Here is an 18,879-nt window from a genome sequence, read left to right on the forward strand (position 1 = left end):
CCGAGCCGCCCAATGCGCAGGCATGAACGAGGCCACATATGAACTTCGACACCATCATCTCTGGCGGCACGCTTGTCACCGACACAGAAACCTTTGCCGCCGATATCGGCATCACCGACGGGCGCATCACCGCCATTGCCGAAACGCTGGACGGCGCGGCGCAGACCATCGACGCAACCGGCAAGCTGGTCCTACCCGGCGGCATCGACAGCCATGTCCACCTTGCCCAGCCTTCTGGACCCGAGGTGGTGATGGCCGATGATTTCGCCTCGGGCACGCTGGCCGCCGCGTTTGGCGGCAACACCACCGTCATGCCGTTCTGTCTGCAGGAAAAGGGCAAGGGGCTGCGCGAGGCGCTGACCGCCTATCACGCGCTTGCGGATGGTAATTGCCACATTGATGTGAGCTTTCATGTCATCGTGTCCGACCCGTCGGCGGGTGTTCTGGGGCAGGACATTCCGGCGCTGGTCGAAGACGGCTATACCTCGATCAAGGTGTTCATGACCTATGACGATCTGGTGCTGAACGACCGCGAATTGCTTGGGGTGATGGATGCCGCGCGTCACTCTGGCGCGTTTGTCATGGTCCATGCCGAAGGCTATGACACCATCCGCTTTCTGACCGAGAAACTGGAACAGGCGGGCAAGACCGCACCCTATTACCACGGCCCCTCGCGCCCGGTTGCGGTGGAACGCGAGGCGACGCACCGCGCCATCAGCCTTGCCGAAATCGTCGATGTTCCGATCATGATCGTGCATGTGTCCAACCGCGCCGCGATTGAAGAAATCGAACGCGCCCGCGCCCGTGGCCTGAACATCCGCGCCGAAACCTGCCCCCAGTACCTTGTGCTGACCGAAGACGACATGCAGGGCGACGCCATGGAGGGCGCGAAATTCGTCTGTAGCCCGCCGCCGCGCGGCACCGACGATCAGGACGCGTGTTGGCAGGGATTGATCGACGGCACGTTCGATGTGTTTTCCTCCGATCACTGTCCGTTTCGCTACACCGAAGACGGCAAGCTGACACCCAAGGGCGAAAAGTCGTTCCGCTATGTGCCCAACGGCATTCCCGGCGTGGAAACACGCCTGCCGATCCTGTTTTCCGAAGGGGTCACCAAGGGGCGCATTGACCTCAACCGCTTTGTCGCGCTGTCGTCGACCTACCACGCCAAAACCTATGGGATGTATCCGCAAAAGGGCGCGCTGGCGGTCGGCTCGGACGCGGATATCGTGCTGTGGGATGCGGACATGACCCGCACTATCCGGCAGGAAGACCTGCACCACGGTTGCGATTACACCCCGTTCGAGGGGCTGGAGGTCACCGGCTGGCCCGTCCTGACCATGCTGCGCGGGCAGGTGGTGACGCAAGGCGACACGCTGGCCACGACCACGCCCGGCGGGGCCTATGTGGCTCGCGCGCGCTCGCCCGACGCTGTGCAATGACCCAACCGATTGCCGACTCCGACCGCCTGCGCGACGTGATCGTCGTGGGCGGCGGGCTTGCGGGGCTCACGGCGGCCTATCGGTTGCGCGACCGCGATGTCTTGGTGCTTGAGGCCGCGCCGCGTGCCGGGGGCCGGGTGTGTTCGGTCTTGCACGGCAGTGTGCCGCTGAACCTAGGGGCGCATATGTTTTCCGGCCTCGGCACCCCGGTGGGTGATCTGGTGGCCGAACTGGGGCTGACCCGCACGCCAATCCGCGGCGCGCTGATGGCGATGTCGCTGGGCGGGCAGCACATGCAAGGGCGGCCCGAGCTTTGGCCGCTGCGCTTGCCGATGTCGCCGCGTGCGCGGGCGTCGTTTGTAAAGATGGGCTTGCGCCTGCGCTGGGGGGCGGCGCGCATGGCCCGCGCTATGGCGAATGGCACCGACGCCACGTTTGAGGATCACCGCACGCTAGCCCAATTCATCGGCCCATTGCACCCGCAGGTGGCGACGATGCTGGCCGCGCTGACCGAACGATCCGGCGGCGATCCCGCCACCATGTCCGCAGGTCACGCCCTGCGCAGTTTCACCTATGTCTGGAGCGGACAAGCCCCCGGTGCGAACCTGTCGGGGGGAAGTCAGCGGATGATCGACGCGCTGGTCGCGGCTATTGGCACCGACAGGGTGGTGACCAACACCCCCGTGACCCAAGTTCGGGACAGCGGCGATCATGTGTGCGTTGATCTGGCGGGCACCCAACTGCGCGCCAAGCGCTGCATCGTCAGCACCCCCGCGCCCATCGCGCGTACCGTCTTGTCCGGCCTGCCGGATGCGTGCAAGACCGCCCTTGGGCAGATCACCTATGGCGCCTTCCTAAGCGTCGCGCTTGGTGTGCGCGGGGCTGCGCCGTGGCGCGGAGCCTATGCGCTTGCCACCCCCGACGCGCCCCTCAGCGTGATGTTCGATCAGGGCACCGGGACCGACACAGGCACGCTTAGCTCGTTGATGCTGTTTCGCGGTGCGGCGGGGGCGGCCCAGCTTGCCGCTCTGTCCGATGATGCCCTGACCGAATGCGCGCATCGCCACCTGCACGACCTGTTCCCCGGCTCGGCGTTTCAGATCGAGACCACGCATATCGCCCGTTGGCCCCATGGTGCCCCGGTTGCGCAGCCCGGCAGGGCCACATTGCAAGCCCCGCTACAGATGCCGCTGGGGCGCATTGCCCTTGCCGGGGATTATTTCCATTCGCCCAACATGGCGGCAGCGATCACCAGCGCTGAGCGGGCCGTCGCCCTGACCCGGGCCGATCCTGTGCCAGTTGCGTGAACAGGCCGAATGCCTCTGTTCGCGGGGGCGATAAATCCCCATGATATCGCCAGGAAACAGGCCATCTTCGGGCCGGCCGAGGATGATATGACTCACGCGAACAGCTCTGACTCACCCGACGCCAAGCTTGGTTTGGTGTCACGCCTTGGCGCATTTGCCCTGATCGTGGCCATTGTGGCGCTGATCGCGGGGGCGGTCATCATGTTCGGCGTAAAGCTGGGGCTGTGGGAGCCTCTGCAAGGGTTCGTCTTGTATCGCACCTATTTCAACCCGATCGCCTATACGGTGACGGCGCTTGCGCTTGTGGCTCTGGTGGTTCACCTGATCCGGCGCGACCGCACCCCGCTGGTGCTGTCGGTCGTCGCGCTTGTCATCGGCGCGGGGATGCTGGTGCCCCAGGTCATGGCGGCGCTTGATCCGCCGGTGCGCGCGCCCCCGATTCACGACATCACCACCGATACCGGCAGCCCGCCGCAGTTCCTTGTGCTGGATGACACCCGGCCCGGCGCGCGCAACAGCCTTGACTACGGCGGGGCCGAGACGGCGGAATCCCAGAAATCTGCCTTTCCCGATATTGCACCGATCCAGACGGATCTGTCCGGGCAAGAAGCCTATCAGCGAGCGTTGAAGGTGGCCGGGGATATGGGCTGGAAGACCGTCGATGCCCAAGACGACGCGCTTCGGTTCGAAGCGACCGCCCACACGCCGGTGTTTCATTTTGCCGATGATGTCGTGGTTGTCGTAAGCCCCGCGCCGACAGGCAGCCGGGTGGACATCCGCAGTGTGTCCCGTGTGGGCCGCGGAGACCGGGGCGTCAACGCGGCACGGGTGCGCGCGTTTCTGGATGCGTTCGGGGCTTAGGTGTTTGAACCCACGGTTTGATGGTGTGATCCTTTTGAAAGAATACAAGGATTCCCTATGGGACAAGTTCGTCACGGACGCGCCACGTACTGTTACCCGGCAGGCGATTTGCATGGCAAATCTGCCGCGAGGGCACGCACGCCGTCAGAGCTGCAATACAGCGATCCATTGCCCGGGAGGGTTATGCGCAGCATGATCCCGAAAGGGGCAAGCTTCGCTCGCGACGCTGAGCGAAGAGCTGAGCATCAATCCGAAGACGGTTGCGAAGTGGCGTAAACGGCAGACGGTCGATGATCTCAAGTCCGGCCCAAAGGAGCCACGTTCGACGGTCCTCTCACGGAGGCTGAGGAGGCGGCCATCGTCGCGTTTCGACGCTACACGCTGCTGCCGCTTGATGACTGCCTCTAGGGTCAGGACCCATTGATTTCAGCGGCGTAGCATGATTCACGGCTCGAAAACCGAGCGGTGAACATGTCTGATCTTTACTGGCTGACAGACGCGCAGATGGCGCGTCTTGAGCCCTATCTCCCGAAGTCCCACGGCAAACCTCGCGTTGATGATCGGCGAGTGCTGAGCGGGATTATTTTTATCAATCGCAATGGCTTGAGATGGCGGGACGCGCCGCGCGAATATGGTCCGCACAAGACACTCTACAACCGTTGGAAGCGGTGGACCAACAAGGGGGTCTTTGCGCAGATGATGGCCGGGCTGGCATCTGAGCACGGTGAGAAGAAGACAGTCATGATTGATGCGACTTACCTCAAGGCACATCGCACGGCGTCCAGCCTGGGCGTGAAAAAGGGGGGCGTGGTCGCCTGATCGGTCGAACCAAGGGCGGCGTGAACACCAAGCTTCATGCCATCTGCGACAGCAAAGGTCGCCCGATCAACTTCTTTGTCTCCGCCGGTCAGGTTAGCGATTACATTGGTGCCCGGGCTCTGGTCAGCAACATACCGGACGTCGATTGGTTGCTTGGGGACCGGGGATACGATGCCGACTGGTTCAGAGAAGCGTTGCAGGACAAAGGGATACGCGCCTGCATTCCCGGCCGGAAGCAACGCAAGAAACCCGTCCGCTACGATAAGCGGCGCTACACTAGGCGCAACCGCATCGAGATCATGTTCGGCAGGCTCAAGGACTGGCGGCGCGTCGCAACACGGTATGACAGGTGCCCAAAAGTCTTCTGCTCTGCCATCGCTCTCGCCGCTCTCGTCATCTACTGGCTGTGAAACTCAATGAGTCCAGAGCCTAGATGGAGGGGTCATGCTGGGCAAAGTTCTGGGCGTTGAGCGGCGCCGACGGTGGAGTGACGACGAAAAGCTCGAGATCGTGCTGGCGGCTGGTGTTGACGGGGCGACGGTGACCCAAGTCGCTCAGCGCTACGAGGTGACACGCTCTCAGATTTACGGGTGGCGACGGGACCTGAAGCAAAAGGGTCTCTGGTCGCCCGGGCCCGGCGCTCACTTCCTTCCCGTCGATTTCCCGGAGTCGGCGGCTCCAGCGCCCACGCCAACCAGATCGGTTCCGGTGGAGTTGCGGTTGACCAACGGGAGATGCTTGAGGTTCGACAGCGGCATGGACGGCGAAGCTCTGACGCGGCTGATCCGGGCCGTCGAGGCGGCATGATCGGTCCGGGAACGGGCGTGCGGGTCTACCTTGCCTGCGGCGCCACAGATATGAGGAAGGGCATTTCTGGCCTATCCGCCATGGCACAGGACGTTCTGCGTCAGAAGCCTGCAAGCGGCGCGGTCTTCGCGTTCCGGGGGCGCCGGGGCGACCGGCTCAAGCTGCTCTACTGGGATGGTCAAGGCTTCTGCCTTTACTACAAGGTTCTGGAACGCGGGCGCTTCCCGTGGCCGAGCACCGAAGGCGGCGTTGCCCGGCTTACCTCGGCTCAGCTGGCCATGCTGTGGGAAGGGATCGATTGGCGCCGTCCGGACTGGGGCGCGCCCCCTGCGCGCGTGGGATAGATTATCTCCCTGAAGGCCCTTGTTTTGTTGGCTATTATGGGCGCTGCGTGGTATCTGTCGGCATGTCTGATGACGCCGATATCCTCTCCAACGATCCCGCCGTTCTGAAGGCGATGATCGCCGCCCTCCAGCCGGAGAATGCCCGCATGGCGGCCACGCTGCAGGCTCATGAACACCTGGTCCAGACGCTGCGGCTGAGGGTTGCGAAACTGCAGAAACAGGCCTTCGGCAAGTCGTCGGAAAAGATCGAACGGGAGATTGCCCAGCTCGAGCTCGCGCTGGAAGACCTGTTGATCGCGGCGGCCGAGCTGCGCAGCGAACCGAACGAAGATGAGGATGCGGGCCCTCTCGACATGGTGCCCGAAGCCGCCGAGGTGAAACCCCGCCGCATGCCGCGGGTATCGGATGGGACACCCCGCGAACGCCGCGAACTCGATCCCGGCACCTGCTGCCCGGAGTGCGGGGGCGAGCTGCGCGTGGTAGGAGAAGATGTCAGCGAGCTGCTCGACATGGTTGCCGCGCAGATGAATGTGATCCAGATCGCACGGGTGAAGAAGTCGTGCCGCCGCTGCGAGAAGATGGTTCAGCCTGCCGCCCCGAGCCGCCCGATCCCCGGCAGCATGGCCGGGCCAGGCCTTCTGGCCCATGTCCTGGTCTCAAAGTTCGATGATCACGTTCCGCTCTATCGCCTCAACGAGATTTATGCCCGCATGGGCGCCGAAGTGCCGGACAGCACGTTGCTGGACTGGTGCGGCCGGGCCATGAAGGTGCTCGAACCGGTCATCGAAAGGATCGAGGCCGAGGTCATGGCCGCGCCGATCCTCCATGCGGACGATACTCCGATCCGCGTATTGGACCGATCACGCCGGGACCGCGGCCTCGGCAAAGGGGTCAAGCAAGGTCGGGTCTGGGCCTATGTCTCAGATCAGAGGCCCTGGGCCGGCAGCGCACCGCCTGGTGTGGTCTACCGCTTCTCGCCGGACCGGAAAGGGGAGCATCCTCGGCAGCACCTGCACGCCAGCGGCGGCATCCTGCAGTCCGATGCCTACGCAGGCTTTGCCCAGCTTTATGAGTCGCGGGCGGACGGCAGTAGCCAGTTCAGGGAGGCGGCCTGCTGGGCTCATCTGCGACGCGACTTCCACGATGTCTGGTAGGCAACCAGGTCGGAGATCGCACGCGAGGCGCTCGATCGGATCGGGAAGCTCTACGACGTCGAACGGCAGATCGCCGGTCAGCCCGCCGGACTGTGCAAGGCGGCGCGGCAACAGCACTCCAGGCCCAAGGTCGACGCCTTCAAGACGTGGGCCGAGGCGCAACTCGTGCGCATCCCAGGCAAGGGCAATCTTGCCAAAGCCTTCCGCTATGGGCTCTCCCGTTGGCACTCCTTCGAACTCTGCCTCGAGGACGGGCGCATCGGCATCGACAACAACCCGGCCGAACGCGCCATGCGCCCGATCGGGATCGGGCGCCGCAACTGGCTGTTCGCCGGCTCCGACAGCGGTGGCGAGACCCTCGCCCGGGCCATGACGTTGATCGAGACCGCCAAGATGAGCGAACTGGACCCGCAGGCCTGGCTGGCCGACGTCCTCGACCGCATCCACGATCACAAGATCAACCGGCTCGACGAACTGCTCCCATGGAACTGGCAGCCGAGACGCCAGCCTGAGAGCGAGGCCGCCTGATGGCTGAGACAACCTATGTCTGCTTGCTCAGCCACGTCGCCAGCCTGCTCGGAGAGGAGTTGGACCTTCTCGAAGCCATCGTCAGCAATGATGACAACCTCACCTACGGCAATATCGTCAGCGTCCAGCTCAGTCAGGACAACTACCAGAATGCCCTCACGGATGACGGTATCGACGAACTTCGGGACATGCTCATGTCTGCCCGGGTCTCGATCGAGCAATGGCATAGCTTCCTCGAGGACTTCGTGGACGACCCCGACATCATCGAACGCGTCAAGAACATTCCACTGCGGTAGTTATCGGGCGCTTACGACGCTGCCGCTCATACGCAATGGTCAGGTTCCTTCTCGTCGCTGCATGCGAAAAGAATACTCATACGGCGCAGACAAGGTCAGGTAGGAAGCGGCGGTTGCCTGCTCCCGCAACCAACTCAAACGAACTGTCGCAAATATCCAAGCCCGCCCCTCCGGCGGGCTTTGTTATGTTCAGCATCTTCAAGAACTCTGCTCGCAGATCATGGCGATGAACCGGCCCTTCCACATCGTCTGTCTCCTCGTTTGGTGAACAGGCTAACTTTGAATCGCGGACTTATTTTGGGGAGCCGCTCACGCGGATCCTACAATAACACTCACGCGTTTTTCCCTGCGGGAACGCTCTACTGCGCGACTGGAAAGGGGGCGTATTGGCGATACCGGCCGAGGATAGGAGAGACCGGTTCGCCGGTAAACGTGGCCGGAGGCGCGGGCTACAATCTTTATACGCGGCAGGAATTGTCCTTACTGCGTCCCGGCACCCGGCAAACTGGGGCAAGGGGTGTATTCGTCCCCGTTGAGTTCGGCGGTATCGTAAGCTTGCAGCCGGTCGAACTGCAAGCCCACGTCCTCGGCGAAGAAGGCGGCGGCGATGGCGCGACCAAGGCGCTTGGCGCCGACACTGACTGCGGGGATGTCGCCGGACACCTTCCCGTGGCTCAGCATCGCCGCATCGTTGAAGCAGTGGATGCGTGCGAGGGCCGGGCAGGCGCCGGGCGTCTTTTCGAGAAAGGTGAAATCCGGCGCGAGATAGGGAGCAGTGCCAAGGGGGCCATCCGGAGAGACGTCCTCGGGAAAATCGGGACGGTCGGCCCAGGACAACACATGCGGCGCAATTTGTGACAACTCGGCCCGGTTGCCAAAGTCGTTTCGGAAACCCGTGCCGGCGATGAGAAAATCGGTCACGATGCTGCCCTGCGAGGTGTCGACGCGCAGCCTGTCATTTTCTGCCGAGGCACCGGTGAGAGCGCAGCCGAGATGGAAGAAGGCGTTTTTGTACCGGGACACCCGGCGTACGGAATGGCGAGGCGGAGGGACCTGCGTCTGTGCGGCGTAGCCGTGGATCTTCAGCTTCCAATGATCGGGCAGGGATCCCAGTCCCAGTTCGGTGCCAGGACTGGCAATGCCTGTCAGCTTGTTCACCGCAGGGAGACTTGATCGACGGATAAGCAGGTCAACGCGGGCGGCCCCGAACTCTAGCGCGGTGGCGGCGTTATCCATAGCCGAGGCGCCCGCGCCGACTACGATGACATTGCGGCCTTCGAGTTTTCTGAAATCTATATTGTCGGCGCTGTGCGCCCAGAGGTGGGCCGGGACGCTCGTCAGCACCTCTGGCACTGCGCCGCCCCCAAGGCCGGAACGACCGGTAGCGAGCACCACGCGCCGGGCGCTTACCACGACGCTTCTCTCAGGGCCGTCCAGCGTGGCGCGCAACAGATTGCCATCGCCGCGCAGGTCGGTCAGTCGGGTTTCGTTGCGCACGGGTAGATCAAGGACGCGCCGGTACCAGCGCAGGTAATCCATCCACTGGCCCTTGGGGATCTTGTCCAGCGCATCCCAGGCCGCGCGCCCCCACTGGGCGGTGAACCATGCACGGAATGTCAAAGCGGGAAGTCCCAGTGCCGGGCCAGTCAGCGCTTTGGGCGAACGCAATGTGCGCATCCGGGCGAATGTATCCCACGGGCCTTCATACCCTTCTGGCGCGGCATCGATGGCGAAGCTGTTGTCGATCCCCAGCATCTGCAGTTCGGCCAGCGCCGCAAGGCCGCACATGCCTGCGCCGACGATCAGTACATCGGTCACGCCGTCTTGCGCAGGCACCCAGGGCGCCGCGGGCAGGCACAGGTTTTCCATATCCTCGGCGAGGCGGGTTTCGAGATCGGCAAGGCTCATGCGCTGATCCTTTCATCCGACTTGTGGCGGAACCGTGCAGTTGCCGGATCGCAGCGGTAATCTGCTGCGCGGGCCTCGGCCTCCTGCGCAAGCGTGGCGACGCCGGAGAGGATACGTTTCACCTCGTCATCGGAATGCAGCCACGACAGGTTGAGCCGCACCCAGCCGGGCTTTTCCATCTCGTATCCGGCTGACAGGCGCGAGAACAGCGCGTCCGATCCGTCTTCGTCGATGCCCAGAAGCGCGTGCGCGTAAGGCCCCGCGCAGGCGCAGCCGCCGCGTACCTGGATGCCGTGGATGTCGCTCAACATGCGGGTGAACAGCTGGTGGTGGACGTAGCCGGCTGCACCGCGCACCCGGAAGGACAGGATCGGCAGCGCCTCGGCGCCCGAGCGGTCGAGCATCTCGATCTGCGGCACCTCTTTCCACGCCTCGAGTGCCCGGGCGCGCAGGGAGTGGTCTATATTGCCGATGCGGGCGGCGCCCACGGCGTCCTTGACCAGCATCACCAGCGCGGCGCGGATATCACCGACCACATTCGGCGTGCCACCCTCTTCGCGGGCCTCGACCCGGGCGGAATAATTGTGCTTCCACGGTGAGACGAAGGTCACGGTGCCGCCACCGGGCGCCGTAGGTGTGCTGCGCTGTACGAGGCTGTCGCGCACCACCGCAACGCCGGAGGCGCCCGGACCGCCGGGGAACTTGTGGGTGGAAAAGACGATGGCGTCCTTCTTTGCATCCGGTGCGGGGGACATGTCCATGGGCAGGTAGGGCGCGCCACCGGCGTAATCCCAGATCGCCAGAGCGCCGTGGGCTTTCAAAAGTCGCGTCACCGGGTCCGGCTCTGTCAGTATTCCGGTTACGTTCGACGCCACCGAAAAGCTGCCCACCAAGAGATCGGCCTTGGCGTTGGCCTTCAACAGGTCGCGCAGGTGCGCAAGGTCGACGCCGCCTTTGCCGGGCTTGGCCACCAGTACCTCGGCGCCGCTTTCACGCCACGGCAGGATGTTGGAATGATGCTCGTAGGGGCCGTGGATCACCACCACCCGTTCACCCGCGCGCACCCGGTCCTCGATCCGCAAAAGTCGCTCGATGCGGTTGAGCCCGGCTGTCGCGCCAGAGCCTGCAAAGATCACGTGCCCGTCGGCGCCCACCCCGGTAAGACGGGCGATGGTCGTGCGGGCCTCTTCGCGCATACGGGTCATCGCTTCGCCGGTGGCCGACGCTTCGGTGTGACTGTTGGCGTACCAAGGCAGAACATCTTCGGCCACGAACGCTTCGACCTGCCGCAGCGCGCGCCCCGAGGCCACGTAGTCGGCGTAGAGCAACGCTTTCATGCCGTAGGGCGTCTTGAACGGCATGTCGCGGCCGATGAGGCCATCTTGCAGGTACTCAAGGATGTCGGCGCGGTCAAGCGAGGCGCGAAAGCGAGCGAGGGGGGTCATCAAGGCGATCCTCAGGTTGCGACGGTCATCTTTTCGATGCCGTAGAGTCGGTCGGCTACCACCAGTGCCACGATGGCCAGCAGGAGCTGCAGCGTCGAAAGCGCCGCGATGGACGGGTCGAACTGGTGCTCCATGTACGCCAGCATGACCACGGGTAACGTGTTGGTCTGGGCCGAACCAAAGAAGTAGCTTACCGGGAGGTTGTCGAAGGAGGTCAGAAACGAGAACAGGGAGCCTGCGGCGATGCCGGGTCGTATCAGCGGCAACGTCACTTCGCGGAAGGTTGTGAAGCGCCCCGCGCCAAGGATCATCGCCGCCTCTTCATATGCGGGCGGCACCGCGCGGTAGACCGCCGCCACCGTGCGGATGACGTAGGGCAGGCAGATCACGGTATGGACAATTGCAAGGCTTAGGAACGAAATGCCAAAACCAAGCGCCGACAGGAAGAACAGGGAGGCAAAGCCGATCACGATCATCGGCATGGATAGCGGCGATAGCAGGAAGGTGGTGATCACCGTGGCCCAACCCGACCGCGCGCGGCTGAGGTAGAGCGCTGCGGGTATGCCCAGCAGGCAGGACGCTACCGTGGCCACCACGCCCAGCCAGAGGCTGGTGATCAGGCTGTCGATGAACGGCTCGTACTCGAATATCCGCGCGAACCATTTCAGCGACCAGCCCGGGATCGGAAAGGCGGCGTAGCCCGCTTCGGTGAACGAGATCACCACCACCACCGCGATGGGCAGGATCATGAAGATGAAGAAGGCGAGGGTGAAGACCCACAGCGCGATGTCCGACAGCCTCATCCTACACCCCCTGACGGCGCAGCAGGCGCAGTTGCAGCCACAGGCAAGCCAGCGCGATCATAAGAAGAATGGTGCTCATGGTCGAGGCCAAGGCAAAATCCCGGGTGGTGTTGAACTGCTGGTAGATCAACAGCGGCAGGGTCTGGAACCCGCCGCCCAGCAGAACCAGCGTGACGAAAGATCCGTTGGCAATCATGAAGACAAGGATTGCTCCGGTGCCGATGCCATCCACAGTCAGCGGCAGCGTTACTTCGAAGAAGGTACGGATGCGCGACGCGCCCAGCATCAGCGCGCCTTCCTCAAGCCGTCGGTCGACGCCCTGCAGGACAGAGGCGATGGAAAGCACGGCAAACGGGACCAGAACATGCACCAGCGCGGCAATCGCCAGCCCGGGGGTGTTGAGCCAGCGCAGCGGCGCGTCGAGCAGGCCAAGGTCGTTGACCAGCCATTGGTTGACCAGCCCGCGCCGCGCGAAGAGCACTTGCCAGCCGAAGGTTCGCATGATGATCGAGGTCAGCAGCGGCGCGATCAGGAAAAAGATCATGAGCCCCGAAAACCCTCCCGCCTTGCGCACCAGCACGTAGGCTACCGGGTAGGCGATCAGCACCGAAATCGCCGTCACCGCCGCTGACAGGATCACTGTCTCGGCGATGACACCAAGGTAGAATCTATCGGTCAGGAAATCGGTGTAGCGCGACAGGGTAAAGCCACCCTCTCTGATGAACGAACGCGCGGAATTGTCCAGAAGCGGCATCACGAAGAACACCGCGAGGAAGATCAGCGCGGGCGCCAGCAGCAGGGCGCGCCGGGCGCCGTTCGAAAGGGTGACGGTGGGCATCATGAGGCCTCCGGGGAAAAGGGTGCCCCCGCCCGGTGGGCAGGCGAGGGCGGCAAGATCACATTCCGATCTCGCGGTTCCAGCGGTCGATCCAGTCGTTGCGAACGCGGGCAATATCCGCGTAGGGGGGCAGGTTCGCCTCCGACAGCGGGGTCACGCGCGAGGCAAGCTTTTCGGAGTACTCGACCTGCGTGTTGGTCACGCCATAGTTCAGGATCTCGGCGAATTTCGCCTGATTGCCGGCGTCCAGCACCTCATTGAGGTAGTCCCACGCGAGATCCGAGGCGTTTTTGGGTTTTTGGATTGCCACGGCGGTCATGGCGCCGCCTTCTTCCGGGTTGATGAAGTCGATCCAGTCGACGCCCTCGTCCACGTGGTTCCAGGTGCGGCCGTCGAAATAGATGCCGAGGTCGGCCTCACCCGAGGCGAGGTGGTTGAAGAAGTCGTTGGGGCCGGCCCAGAAAACGAGGTTGTCCTTCATCTTCGCCATCGCCTCGAAGAACGGATCGACATTGTCCACGTCACCGCCAAGCGCGTTGTTGATCGCCCAGAGGAAGAACACCGTGGTCGGTCCGTAAGAGATCGACGGCACCGAGGCGATGAATTCGCCCGAGGACACGCGCTCGACGAAATCTGCGAAGCTGCGCGGCGGTTCGGAGACGATCTGCTTGTTGTAGGTGATGCCGCCGACGCCATAGTCGAAATAGGTCCCCTTGCCGAGGCAGGCGTCGGTGAATTCCTGCGGGATGTACTGCAGGTTCGGCAGCTTCTCGACGGTGAAGTCGTCCATCAAGTCGCCCTCGGCGGCCAGTACGGCAAGGTCCGGCGACATGATCAGTACGTCAAGCGGCGGCTGCTCGGGGTTGGCCTCGACCTGCGAGAGCCATTGTGCCGGACCGCCAAGCGACACAGTGGCAGTGGCACCAGTCTTTGCCTCGAAGGGCGCGACAAAGCAGTCGCGGATCGCCTGTTCCCAGACGCCGCCATAGGCGGTGACGTTGAGCGTGCCTCCTTGCGCTCGCAGCGGCAGGCCGCTGAGCCCCAGAAGGGTCGTGGTGGCACCGGCGGTGCCGAGAAAGCGGCGGCGGTTCATAGTCATTGTCGTTCCTCCGTTGGGTTTCATGTCGTTCAAAGGGTCTCGAGCAGGGTGGTCAGCTTCTTGCGAGCCGTTTCCGCCTGTGCTTGGCTGACCGCATTGCGCGGAAAGCTGCTGGGCAGTTCCGCCAGCACGGTTTCAAATATCTCGCGGCGGCGGGCCTGGCGCTGCGACAGCGGCAGGGCCAGTAGCGCAGCGTTGAGCCGGTCCATTGCAGTTGGTGAAAAGATGCCATCCCATGCGTCCCGCTCGGGGCCAAAGACAGTGCCTTCGCCGCTGCCTGCGGCCTGACGTAGCTCAGTAGTGGCCTCAAGGTCGATCTTGCCATCCGATAGCGCCACTCCGTAGTCACGCCGCGCCGCCTGAGCAGTCACGAACCCTGCCTGGACATCTGCGAGAACCGCCTCTGCGGCGCGCTGCATCGGATTGCCAAAGCCGCCTGCACCGGGGGTGCGGAAGGTGACTGTGTCGCCCGCCTGTACCTCAAGAATGTCGATCTTGCCGAGGCGTCGCTCACGCGGGGCGCCTTCATTGATGACAAGCGATCCGGGCTGGCCGGGTTGGCCACCCGCCTGTCCCCATGGCCGGAACATCAGCCGCTCCATGCCGCGACCAAGCACATGGCTGCCGTCGGTCAGGACCTTGAAGCTCAATTCCATGCCGCAGCCGCCACGCCATTGCCCGGCGCCGCCACTGTCGGGACGCAGGCCGTAGTGTAGCACCTCGACGCCCAGCTCGGCCTCGACGGTCTCGACCGGGTTGTTGGCGAGGTTCGAGATCCCGCTGTCGCGCCCATCGACGCCATCATGGCCACGCCGCGCGCCAGTGCCGCCGATCAGGGGCTCGATCACTTGCACAATGCGGCCACCGGTCGCCTTGGGCTCACTCATCACGATGGGAATGACGGTGCCAGAGGCTGCAGCGGGCAGCACGTCAGGCAGGGCAAGGCCGAAGGCGCCGTTGAGGATGTCGTTCACGCGGATCGCGGCGGCGTGGCGTACGCCGGTCGCTGCCGGTTCCTCTGGGTTCACGAGGCTGCCCAGCGGTGTGTAGATCGACAGCGGTCGCAGCAGGCCTGCGTTCAGCGGGGCGGAGTGGTCCAGCGTCTGCACCAGCGCCAGCATCCGCAGCGTCAGCCACGCGTGGGGCCGCCCGCAGGACGGGATGTTCATCGCGGTAGCCACCTGCGGATCGGAGCCGGTGAAATCGAGGTGGACCTTGCCGTCCGCAATTTCGACCGTCACTGCAAGGCGCACGGGAATGCGGCTCGCCGCATCGTCGTCGAGGTAATCGGAAAATCGGTAGCTGCCTGCTGGAAAGGTCCGCAACACCGCTTCGGCTTTACCTGCGGCATAGGACATCAGCGCCTCGGGCGCGCTCTTCAGGGTCTCTACCCCGTGCTGCCCGACCAACTGCGCCACCCGCCGACGCCCGGTGCTGAGCGCGGCCAGCATGGCCCGGATGTCGCCCATGTTGGCCTCGGGGGTGCGCGAGTTGGCGTCGAGGAACAGCTTCACCTCGGGGGCCATCTCGCCTTTTCGCATCAGCTTGACGGGGGGGATGCGCAGACCTTCTTGAAAGATCTCGGTGTTCAACGGCGAAATTGACGAGGCAACGCGCCCGCCCACGTCAGAGCAGTGTACGAAGCACCATCCATAGGCGATGATCTGGCCGTCATGAAAAAAGGGCTCGATCACGTGCAGGTCGGGCAGATGTGTCGCGAGGCCCGTCGAGCGATAGGGATCATTGGTCAAGATAACATCGCCCGGCTCAAGCGCGCCTTGGGTTTCGACCACCGATTGGATTGCGGGCAGGCATTCAAGTCCGACGAAACCCGATACCCCGATGGAGCGCGGATAGGCGTAGAACCGGCCGTCGAGTCCTGCCAGGGCGCAGGCAAAATCGGCGGTCTCCTTGACGTAGAGGGTGCGCCCGGTGCGTTGCAGCGTCAGACACATTTCTTCGGTCACCGAGGCGACTTTGTTGCCGAGGATCTCCAGCAGGACGGGATCGATGTTCATGCCGGAGCCCTTTCGATGATGATGTTGCCGTGCGCGTCGACTGATCCGATCCAGTTGGGGAGGATCACGGTGGTGGTCTCGGGCTGCTCGACCACGGCGGGGCCGGGGATTTGCGCACCGGCGCCGAGCGCGCCGCGTTCATGCACGGTTGCCATAAGCCACGTGCCCTTGTGGAACAGTGGGCGGCGGGCCTTGACCGGGGCACCGTCACCGGTGGCCACGGAGGCGGCAAGTGGTTGACCTGCGCCGATCAACGCAAGTCGGATGGTGCCAATCTCAACCGGGGCGACGGTGTCGCGGAAGCCGTAGATCCGCTCATGCTCATGGTGGAAGGCCTCGGCCCAATCCTCGACCCCGTCCAGAGAGACGCGCAGCTCGTAGGCCTGACCGGCGTAGCGCATATCGGCAGAGCGTTCGACGCGGCGGTCGACCACATCCGGAAGCTCGCCCTCAAGCCATGCGTGACCCTCGGCTTCCATCGCCGCAAAGGTGGACTCTGCGGCTTTTGCTGAGGCGTCGTCCAATAGCGTGCGCAAGGAGCGCACGAAGTCGCGACGGAGGTCTGCGCCCGCTGCGCCCATGGCACAATAGGCCCCTGCGGCTTGCGGCACGAGGATGCGCCCGATGCCGATTTCTTCGGCCAAAAGGTTGGCATGGGTCGGGCCCGCTCCACCAAAGGGCAGCAGCACGAAATCGCGCGGATCGAGACCGCGTTCCGCCATTGTGCGGAAGAGCGAGCCCGCCATGCCGGCGGAGGCCACCGCAAGCGCGCCCTCGGCAAGGCGGGCGGCTATGTCCTCGCCCTCCATGCCCACGCGCCCGGCCACGGTCTCGAGCGCGGCCAGCGCGGCTGCTCCGTCGAGCGGCATGGCTCCCCCGCCGAATTGCGCTGGGTCGATGTAGCCCATTGCGATGAAGCAGTCGGTGACCGCGGGCTCGAGCCCGCCGCGTCCGTAGGAGACCGGGCCGGGGTGGGCACCTGCACTGTGCGGGCCAACTTTCAGAACGCCCTGCGCGTCGGCCCAAACGATCGACCCACCGCCCGCGCCGATGGCGTTCACATCGACCACTGGCAGCACGAGGGGCAACCCGCCGATATCGGTGCGCGTCGCGATGCCGGCAGTGCCGTCCGTGGCGACCGCCATGTCCGACGATGTGCCGCCCATGTCGAAAGTGATAATGTTTTCCATCCCCGACTGTGCCGCCTGCCGCACGGCTGCCATCACGCCGGAGGCAGGGCCGGAAAGGATGGTCTCGATGGGCCGCGCCACGGCGGACCCCACGGACAACGAGCCACCATTAGACGCAGTGATCAGGAGCGGAGCTGTAACTCCGATGCGCTCGAGGCCCTCGGTGAGGCGCGCGAAATAGGCGTCCATCAACGGCTGAATATAGGCGTTCAGGCAGGCCACGAGGGTGCGTTCGTATTCGCGGATCTCAGGCCAGATGGCGGCAGCGGAAGAGATCGGCAGCGACATGCGCTGCGCGAGAGCGTCGGCAATACGCGCCTCGGCCTCGGGGGCCGCATAGCCATTGATCAGCATCAGCGCAGTGGCGTCGAGGTTCAATGCGTTCAGTTCGGTGGCAACGCGATCTAGCTCGGACTCCGAGGGTGCGCGGGTAAGTGTGCCGTCCCGGTCGAAGCGGGCATCGATTTCAACGACGCGCGCGCGGGGCACCAGCGGCACCTCCTTGGCGGCGTGCAGATCAAAGGACGACGGCATTCGGCAGCGCGCAATTTCAAGAATGTCGCGGAAGCCCTTGGTAACCACAAGGCCGATGGTCGCGCCCCGGCGCTGGATGATCGCATTGAGCCCGATGGTGGTGCCGTGGATCATCCCCCCCACGTCCGACGGCTGCATTCCTTCATGGGCCAGGAACTTTTGCAGACCTTCGAGCAGCGCACGCGACGGATCGTCAGGGGTCGAGGGTTCCTTGAAGAGTGCGACGCGCCCGGTCACGGCGTCGGTCATGACGAAATCCGTGAAAGTACCGCCGACGTCGATACCGATACGCAGCCGGCCGGCAGACCCGTTTTCGAGGTTGTTCATGTTTTACTCCTTCGGCGCGGAGCCGGTGACGATAACGCCATGCTCCACGGGCCAGCCCACGCGTACCTCGGCTCCGGCTGCAAGACTGGTCTGCCCCAGCGCAGTGTCAGCCTGTCGATAGGCGATAATCTCGGTGCCCGACCCATCCAGCGTAATCTGATAGGCGGCGTAGGCGCCCCGGAAACTGGCAGCGGTGATGCGTCCGCGCAGGTTCTGCGGCAGGGTGGCGGCGTCATCGCCCAGCACCACCCGCTCGGGGCGCACCGACAGGGTCGCCGTCTCGGCCGCGGGACGCGAGGGCAGGGGTAGCGCGCCCGCTTTGGTCACCAGAACGCCATCCCGCACCCGTCCTTCAAAGAGGTTCGAGTTGCCGAGAAAGGTGGCGACAAAGGCGGTTTCAGGCCGGTCATAGATGTCGTTCGGAGCGCCCAGTTGCAGGATGCGCCCGCCGTGCATCACGGCGATCTTGTCGGACATGGACATCGCTTCCTCCTGATCGTGGGTGACCAGAAGGGCGGTAATGCCAAGCCGCTGCTGCATCTCGCGGATCTCGAACTGCATGGATTCTCGCAGCGACTTGTCGAGCGCGCCGAGCGGCTCATCAAGCAGAAGAACCCGCGGGTTCACCACCAGCGCCCGAGCCAGCGCTACGCGCTGCTGTTGCCCCCCCGACAGTTGCGCGGGATACATGTCCTCGCGTCCCGCAAGATGCACCATGTCGAGCATGCGCCTGACTTCCCCGTCCTGCACCTGCTTCGAGGCGCCGCCCATGCGCAGGCCAAAAGCAATGTTCTCTCCCACGGTGCGGTGCGGGAAGAGCGAGTAGCTCTGGAATACCATTCCCAGCCCACGTTTGTTCGGGGGCAGGCGGGTCATGTCCTCGCCGCCGATGGTGATCGTGCCGCTGTCGGGGCTATCGAAGCCTGCCACCATTCGCAGGGTTGTGGTCTTGCCGCAGCCCGACGGCCCGAGAAGCGACACCAGCGCACCCGGCTCCACCGACAGATCAAGGCTGTCGACCGCTTTGAGCGGGCCGAAGGTCTTGGAGATGGCGCTCAGCGTCAGCGCAGAGGAGAGATCGGTCATACGGACTCCAACAGGTCTGTTCGAAAACTTGTAGCGCTACAAAAATTTTGTAAAGGGTGAATGTTCGACCCTG

General features: G+C 64.0%; 15 protein-coding genes and 2 pseudogenes. 9 read left to right on the plus strand and 8 right to left on the minus strand.

The window, feature by feature from the left end; all coding sequences use genetic code 11:
* The first annotated feature begins 38 nt into the window (after window positions 1–38).
* From hydA to BM234_RS16580, 9 genes and pseudogenes are all read left to right on the plus strand, one after another.
* A complete protein-coding gene (gene hydA / locus BM234_RS16540) occupies window positions 39–1,442 on the plus strand; it encodes a dihydropyrimidinase (protein ID WP_092066893.1) in 1,404 nt (467 codons plus the stop codon).
* The gene (locus BM234_RS16545) at window positions 1,439–2,749 is read left to right on the plus strand and encodes a protoporphyrinogen/coproporphyrinogen oxidase (protein ID WP_092066894.1); all 1,311 of its coding nucleotides are present in this window, start codon (window positions 1,439–1,441) and stop codon (window positions 2,747–2,749) included. Before hydA ends, BM234_RS16545 begins: the two co-directional genes overlap by 4 nt.
* 87 nt (window positions 2,750–2,836) lie before the next feature.
* Complete coding sequence (locus tag BM234_RS16550; protein WP_092066937.1) at window positions 2,837–3,610, plus strand: DUF1499 domain-containing protein; 774 nt, start codon at window positions 2,837–2,839, stop codon at window positions 3,608–3,610.
* Window positions 3,611–3,818: 208 nt separating this feature from the next.
* Window positions 3,819–4,015, plus strand: a pseudogene (locus BM234_RS17365) (IS481 family transposase); the annotation flags it as partial.
* A gap of 66 nt (window positions 4,016–4,081) precedes the next feature.
* Window positions 4,082–4,839 (plus strand): IS5 family transposase gene (locus BM234_RS16560; RefSeq protein ID WP_092066895.1). Its coding sequence is split into 2 segments (ribosomal slippage): window positions 4,082–4,403 and window positions 4,403–4,839, totalling 759 coding nucleotides; the frame shifts between segments, so codons are not numbered across the junction.
* 34 nt (window positions 4,840–4,873) lie between these two features.
* Window positions 4,874–5,236 carry an IS66-like element accessory protein TnpA gene (tnpA, locus tag BM234_RS16565; RefSeq protein WP_092066896.1) on the plus strand — a complete coding sequence of 121 codons (363 nt, stop codon included), beginning with the start codon at window positions 4,874–4,876 and terminating at the stop codon, window positions 5,234–5,236.
* Window positions 5,233–5,580: an IS66 family insertion sequence element accessory protein TnpB gene (gene tnpB, locus BM234_RS16570; RefSeq protein ID WP_058249075.1), complete on the plus strand. Its 348-nt coding sequence runs from the start codon at window positions 5,233–5,235 to the stop codon at window positions 5,578–5,580. Before tnpA ends, tnpB begins: the two co-directional genes overlap by 4 nt.
* A 62-nt stretch (window positions 5,581–5,642) precedes the next feature.
* Window positions 5,643–7,262: pseudogene (gene tnpC / locus BM234_RS16575) on the plus strand (IS66 family transposase).
* Window positions 7,262–7,558, plus strand: a complete 297-nt coding sequence (locus tag BM234_RS16580) for a hypothetical protein (RefSeq protein WP_092066897.1) — start codon at window positions 7,262–7,264, stop codon at window positions 7,556–7,558. Before tnpC ends, BM234_RS16580 begins: the two are co-directional and overlap by 1 nt.
* A 480-nt stretch (window positions 7,559–8,038) precedes the next feature.
* On the opposite strand, the gene BM234_RS16585 is transcribed toward BM234_RS16580, so the two are convergent.
* The 8 genes from BM234_RS16585 to BM234_RS16620 are packed head-to-tail and all read right to left on the minus strand — an operon-like array spanning window position 8,039 to window position 18,806.
* Window positions 8,039–9,466 carry an NAD(P)-binding domain-containing protein gene (locus BM234_RS16585; protein WP_092066898.1) on the minus strand — a complete coding sequence of 476 codons (1,428 nt, stop codon included), beginning with the start codon at window positions 9,464–9,466 and terminating at the stop codon, window positions 8,039–8,041.
* A complete protein-coding gene (locus BM234_RS16590; RefSeq protein ID WP_092066899.1) occupies window positions 9,463–10,911 on the minus strand; it encodes an aminotransferase class V-fold PLP-dependent enzyme in 1,449 nt (482 codons plus the stop codon). The genes BM234_RS16585 and BM234_RS16590 overlap by 4 nt, the downstream gene beginning before the upstream one ends.
* An 11-nt stretch (window positions 10,912–10,922) precedes the next feature.
* On the minus strand, window positions 10,923–11,714 hold the full coding sequence (locus BM234_RS16595) for an ABC transporter permease (protein ID WP_092066900.1): 792 nt from the start codon (window positions 11,712–11,714) through the stop codon (window positions 10,923–10,925).
* A 1-nt stretch (window position 11,715) separates the two neighbouring features.
* Entirely contained in the window at window positions 11,716–12,555 is an 840-nt protein-coding gene (locus tag BM234_RS16600) for an ABC transporter permease (protein WP_092066901.1), read from the minus strand.
* Window positions 12,556–12,610: 55 nt separating this feature from the next.
* Window positions 12,611–13,651, minus strand: a complete 1,041-nt coding sequence (locus tag BM234_RS16605) for an ABC transporter substrate-binding protein (protein WP_217645995.1) — start codon at window positions 13,649–13,651, stop codon at window positions 12,611–12,613.
* Window positions 13,652–13,680: 29 nt separating this feature from the next.
* A complete protein-coding gene (locus BM234_RS16610; protein WP_092066902.1) occupies window positions 13,681–15,669 on the minus strand; it encodes a hydantoinase B/oxoprolinase family protein in 1,989 nt (662 codons plus the stop codon).
* Window positions 15,666–17,720, minus strand: coding sequence for a hydantoinase/oxoprolinase family protein (locus BM234_RS16615; protein WP_092066903.1), 2,055 nt, complete (start codon window positions 17,718–17,720; stop codon window positions 15,666–15,668). The genes BM234_RS16610 and BM234_RS16615 overlap by 4 nt, the downstream gene beginning before the upstream one ends.
* Before the next feature lie 3 nt (window positions 17,721–17,723).
* Entirely contained in the window at window positions 17,724–18,806 is a 1,083-nt protein-coding gene (locus BM234_RS16620) for an ABC transporter ATP-binding protein (protein WP_092066904.1), read from the minus strand.
* Between the last annotated feature and the right edge of the window lie 73 nt (window positions 18,807–18,879).

Source organism: Poseidonocella pacifica (assembly GCF_900111875.1).
Taxonomy (GTDB): domain Bacteria; phylum Pseudomonadota; class Alphaproteobacteria; order Rhodobacterales; family Rhodobacteraceae; genus Poseidonocella; species Poseidonocella pacifica.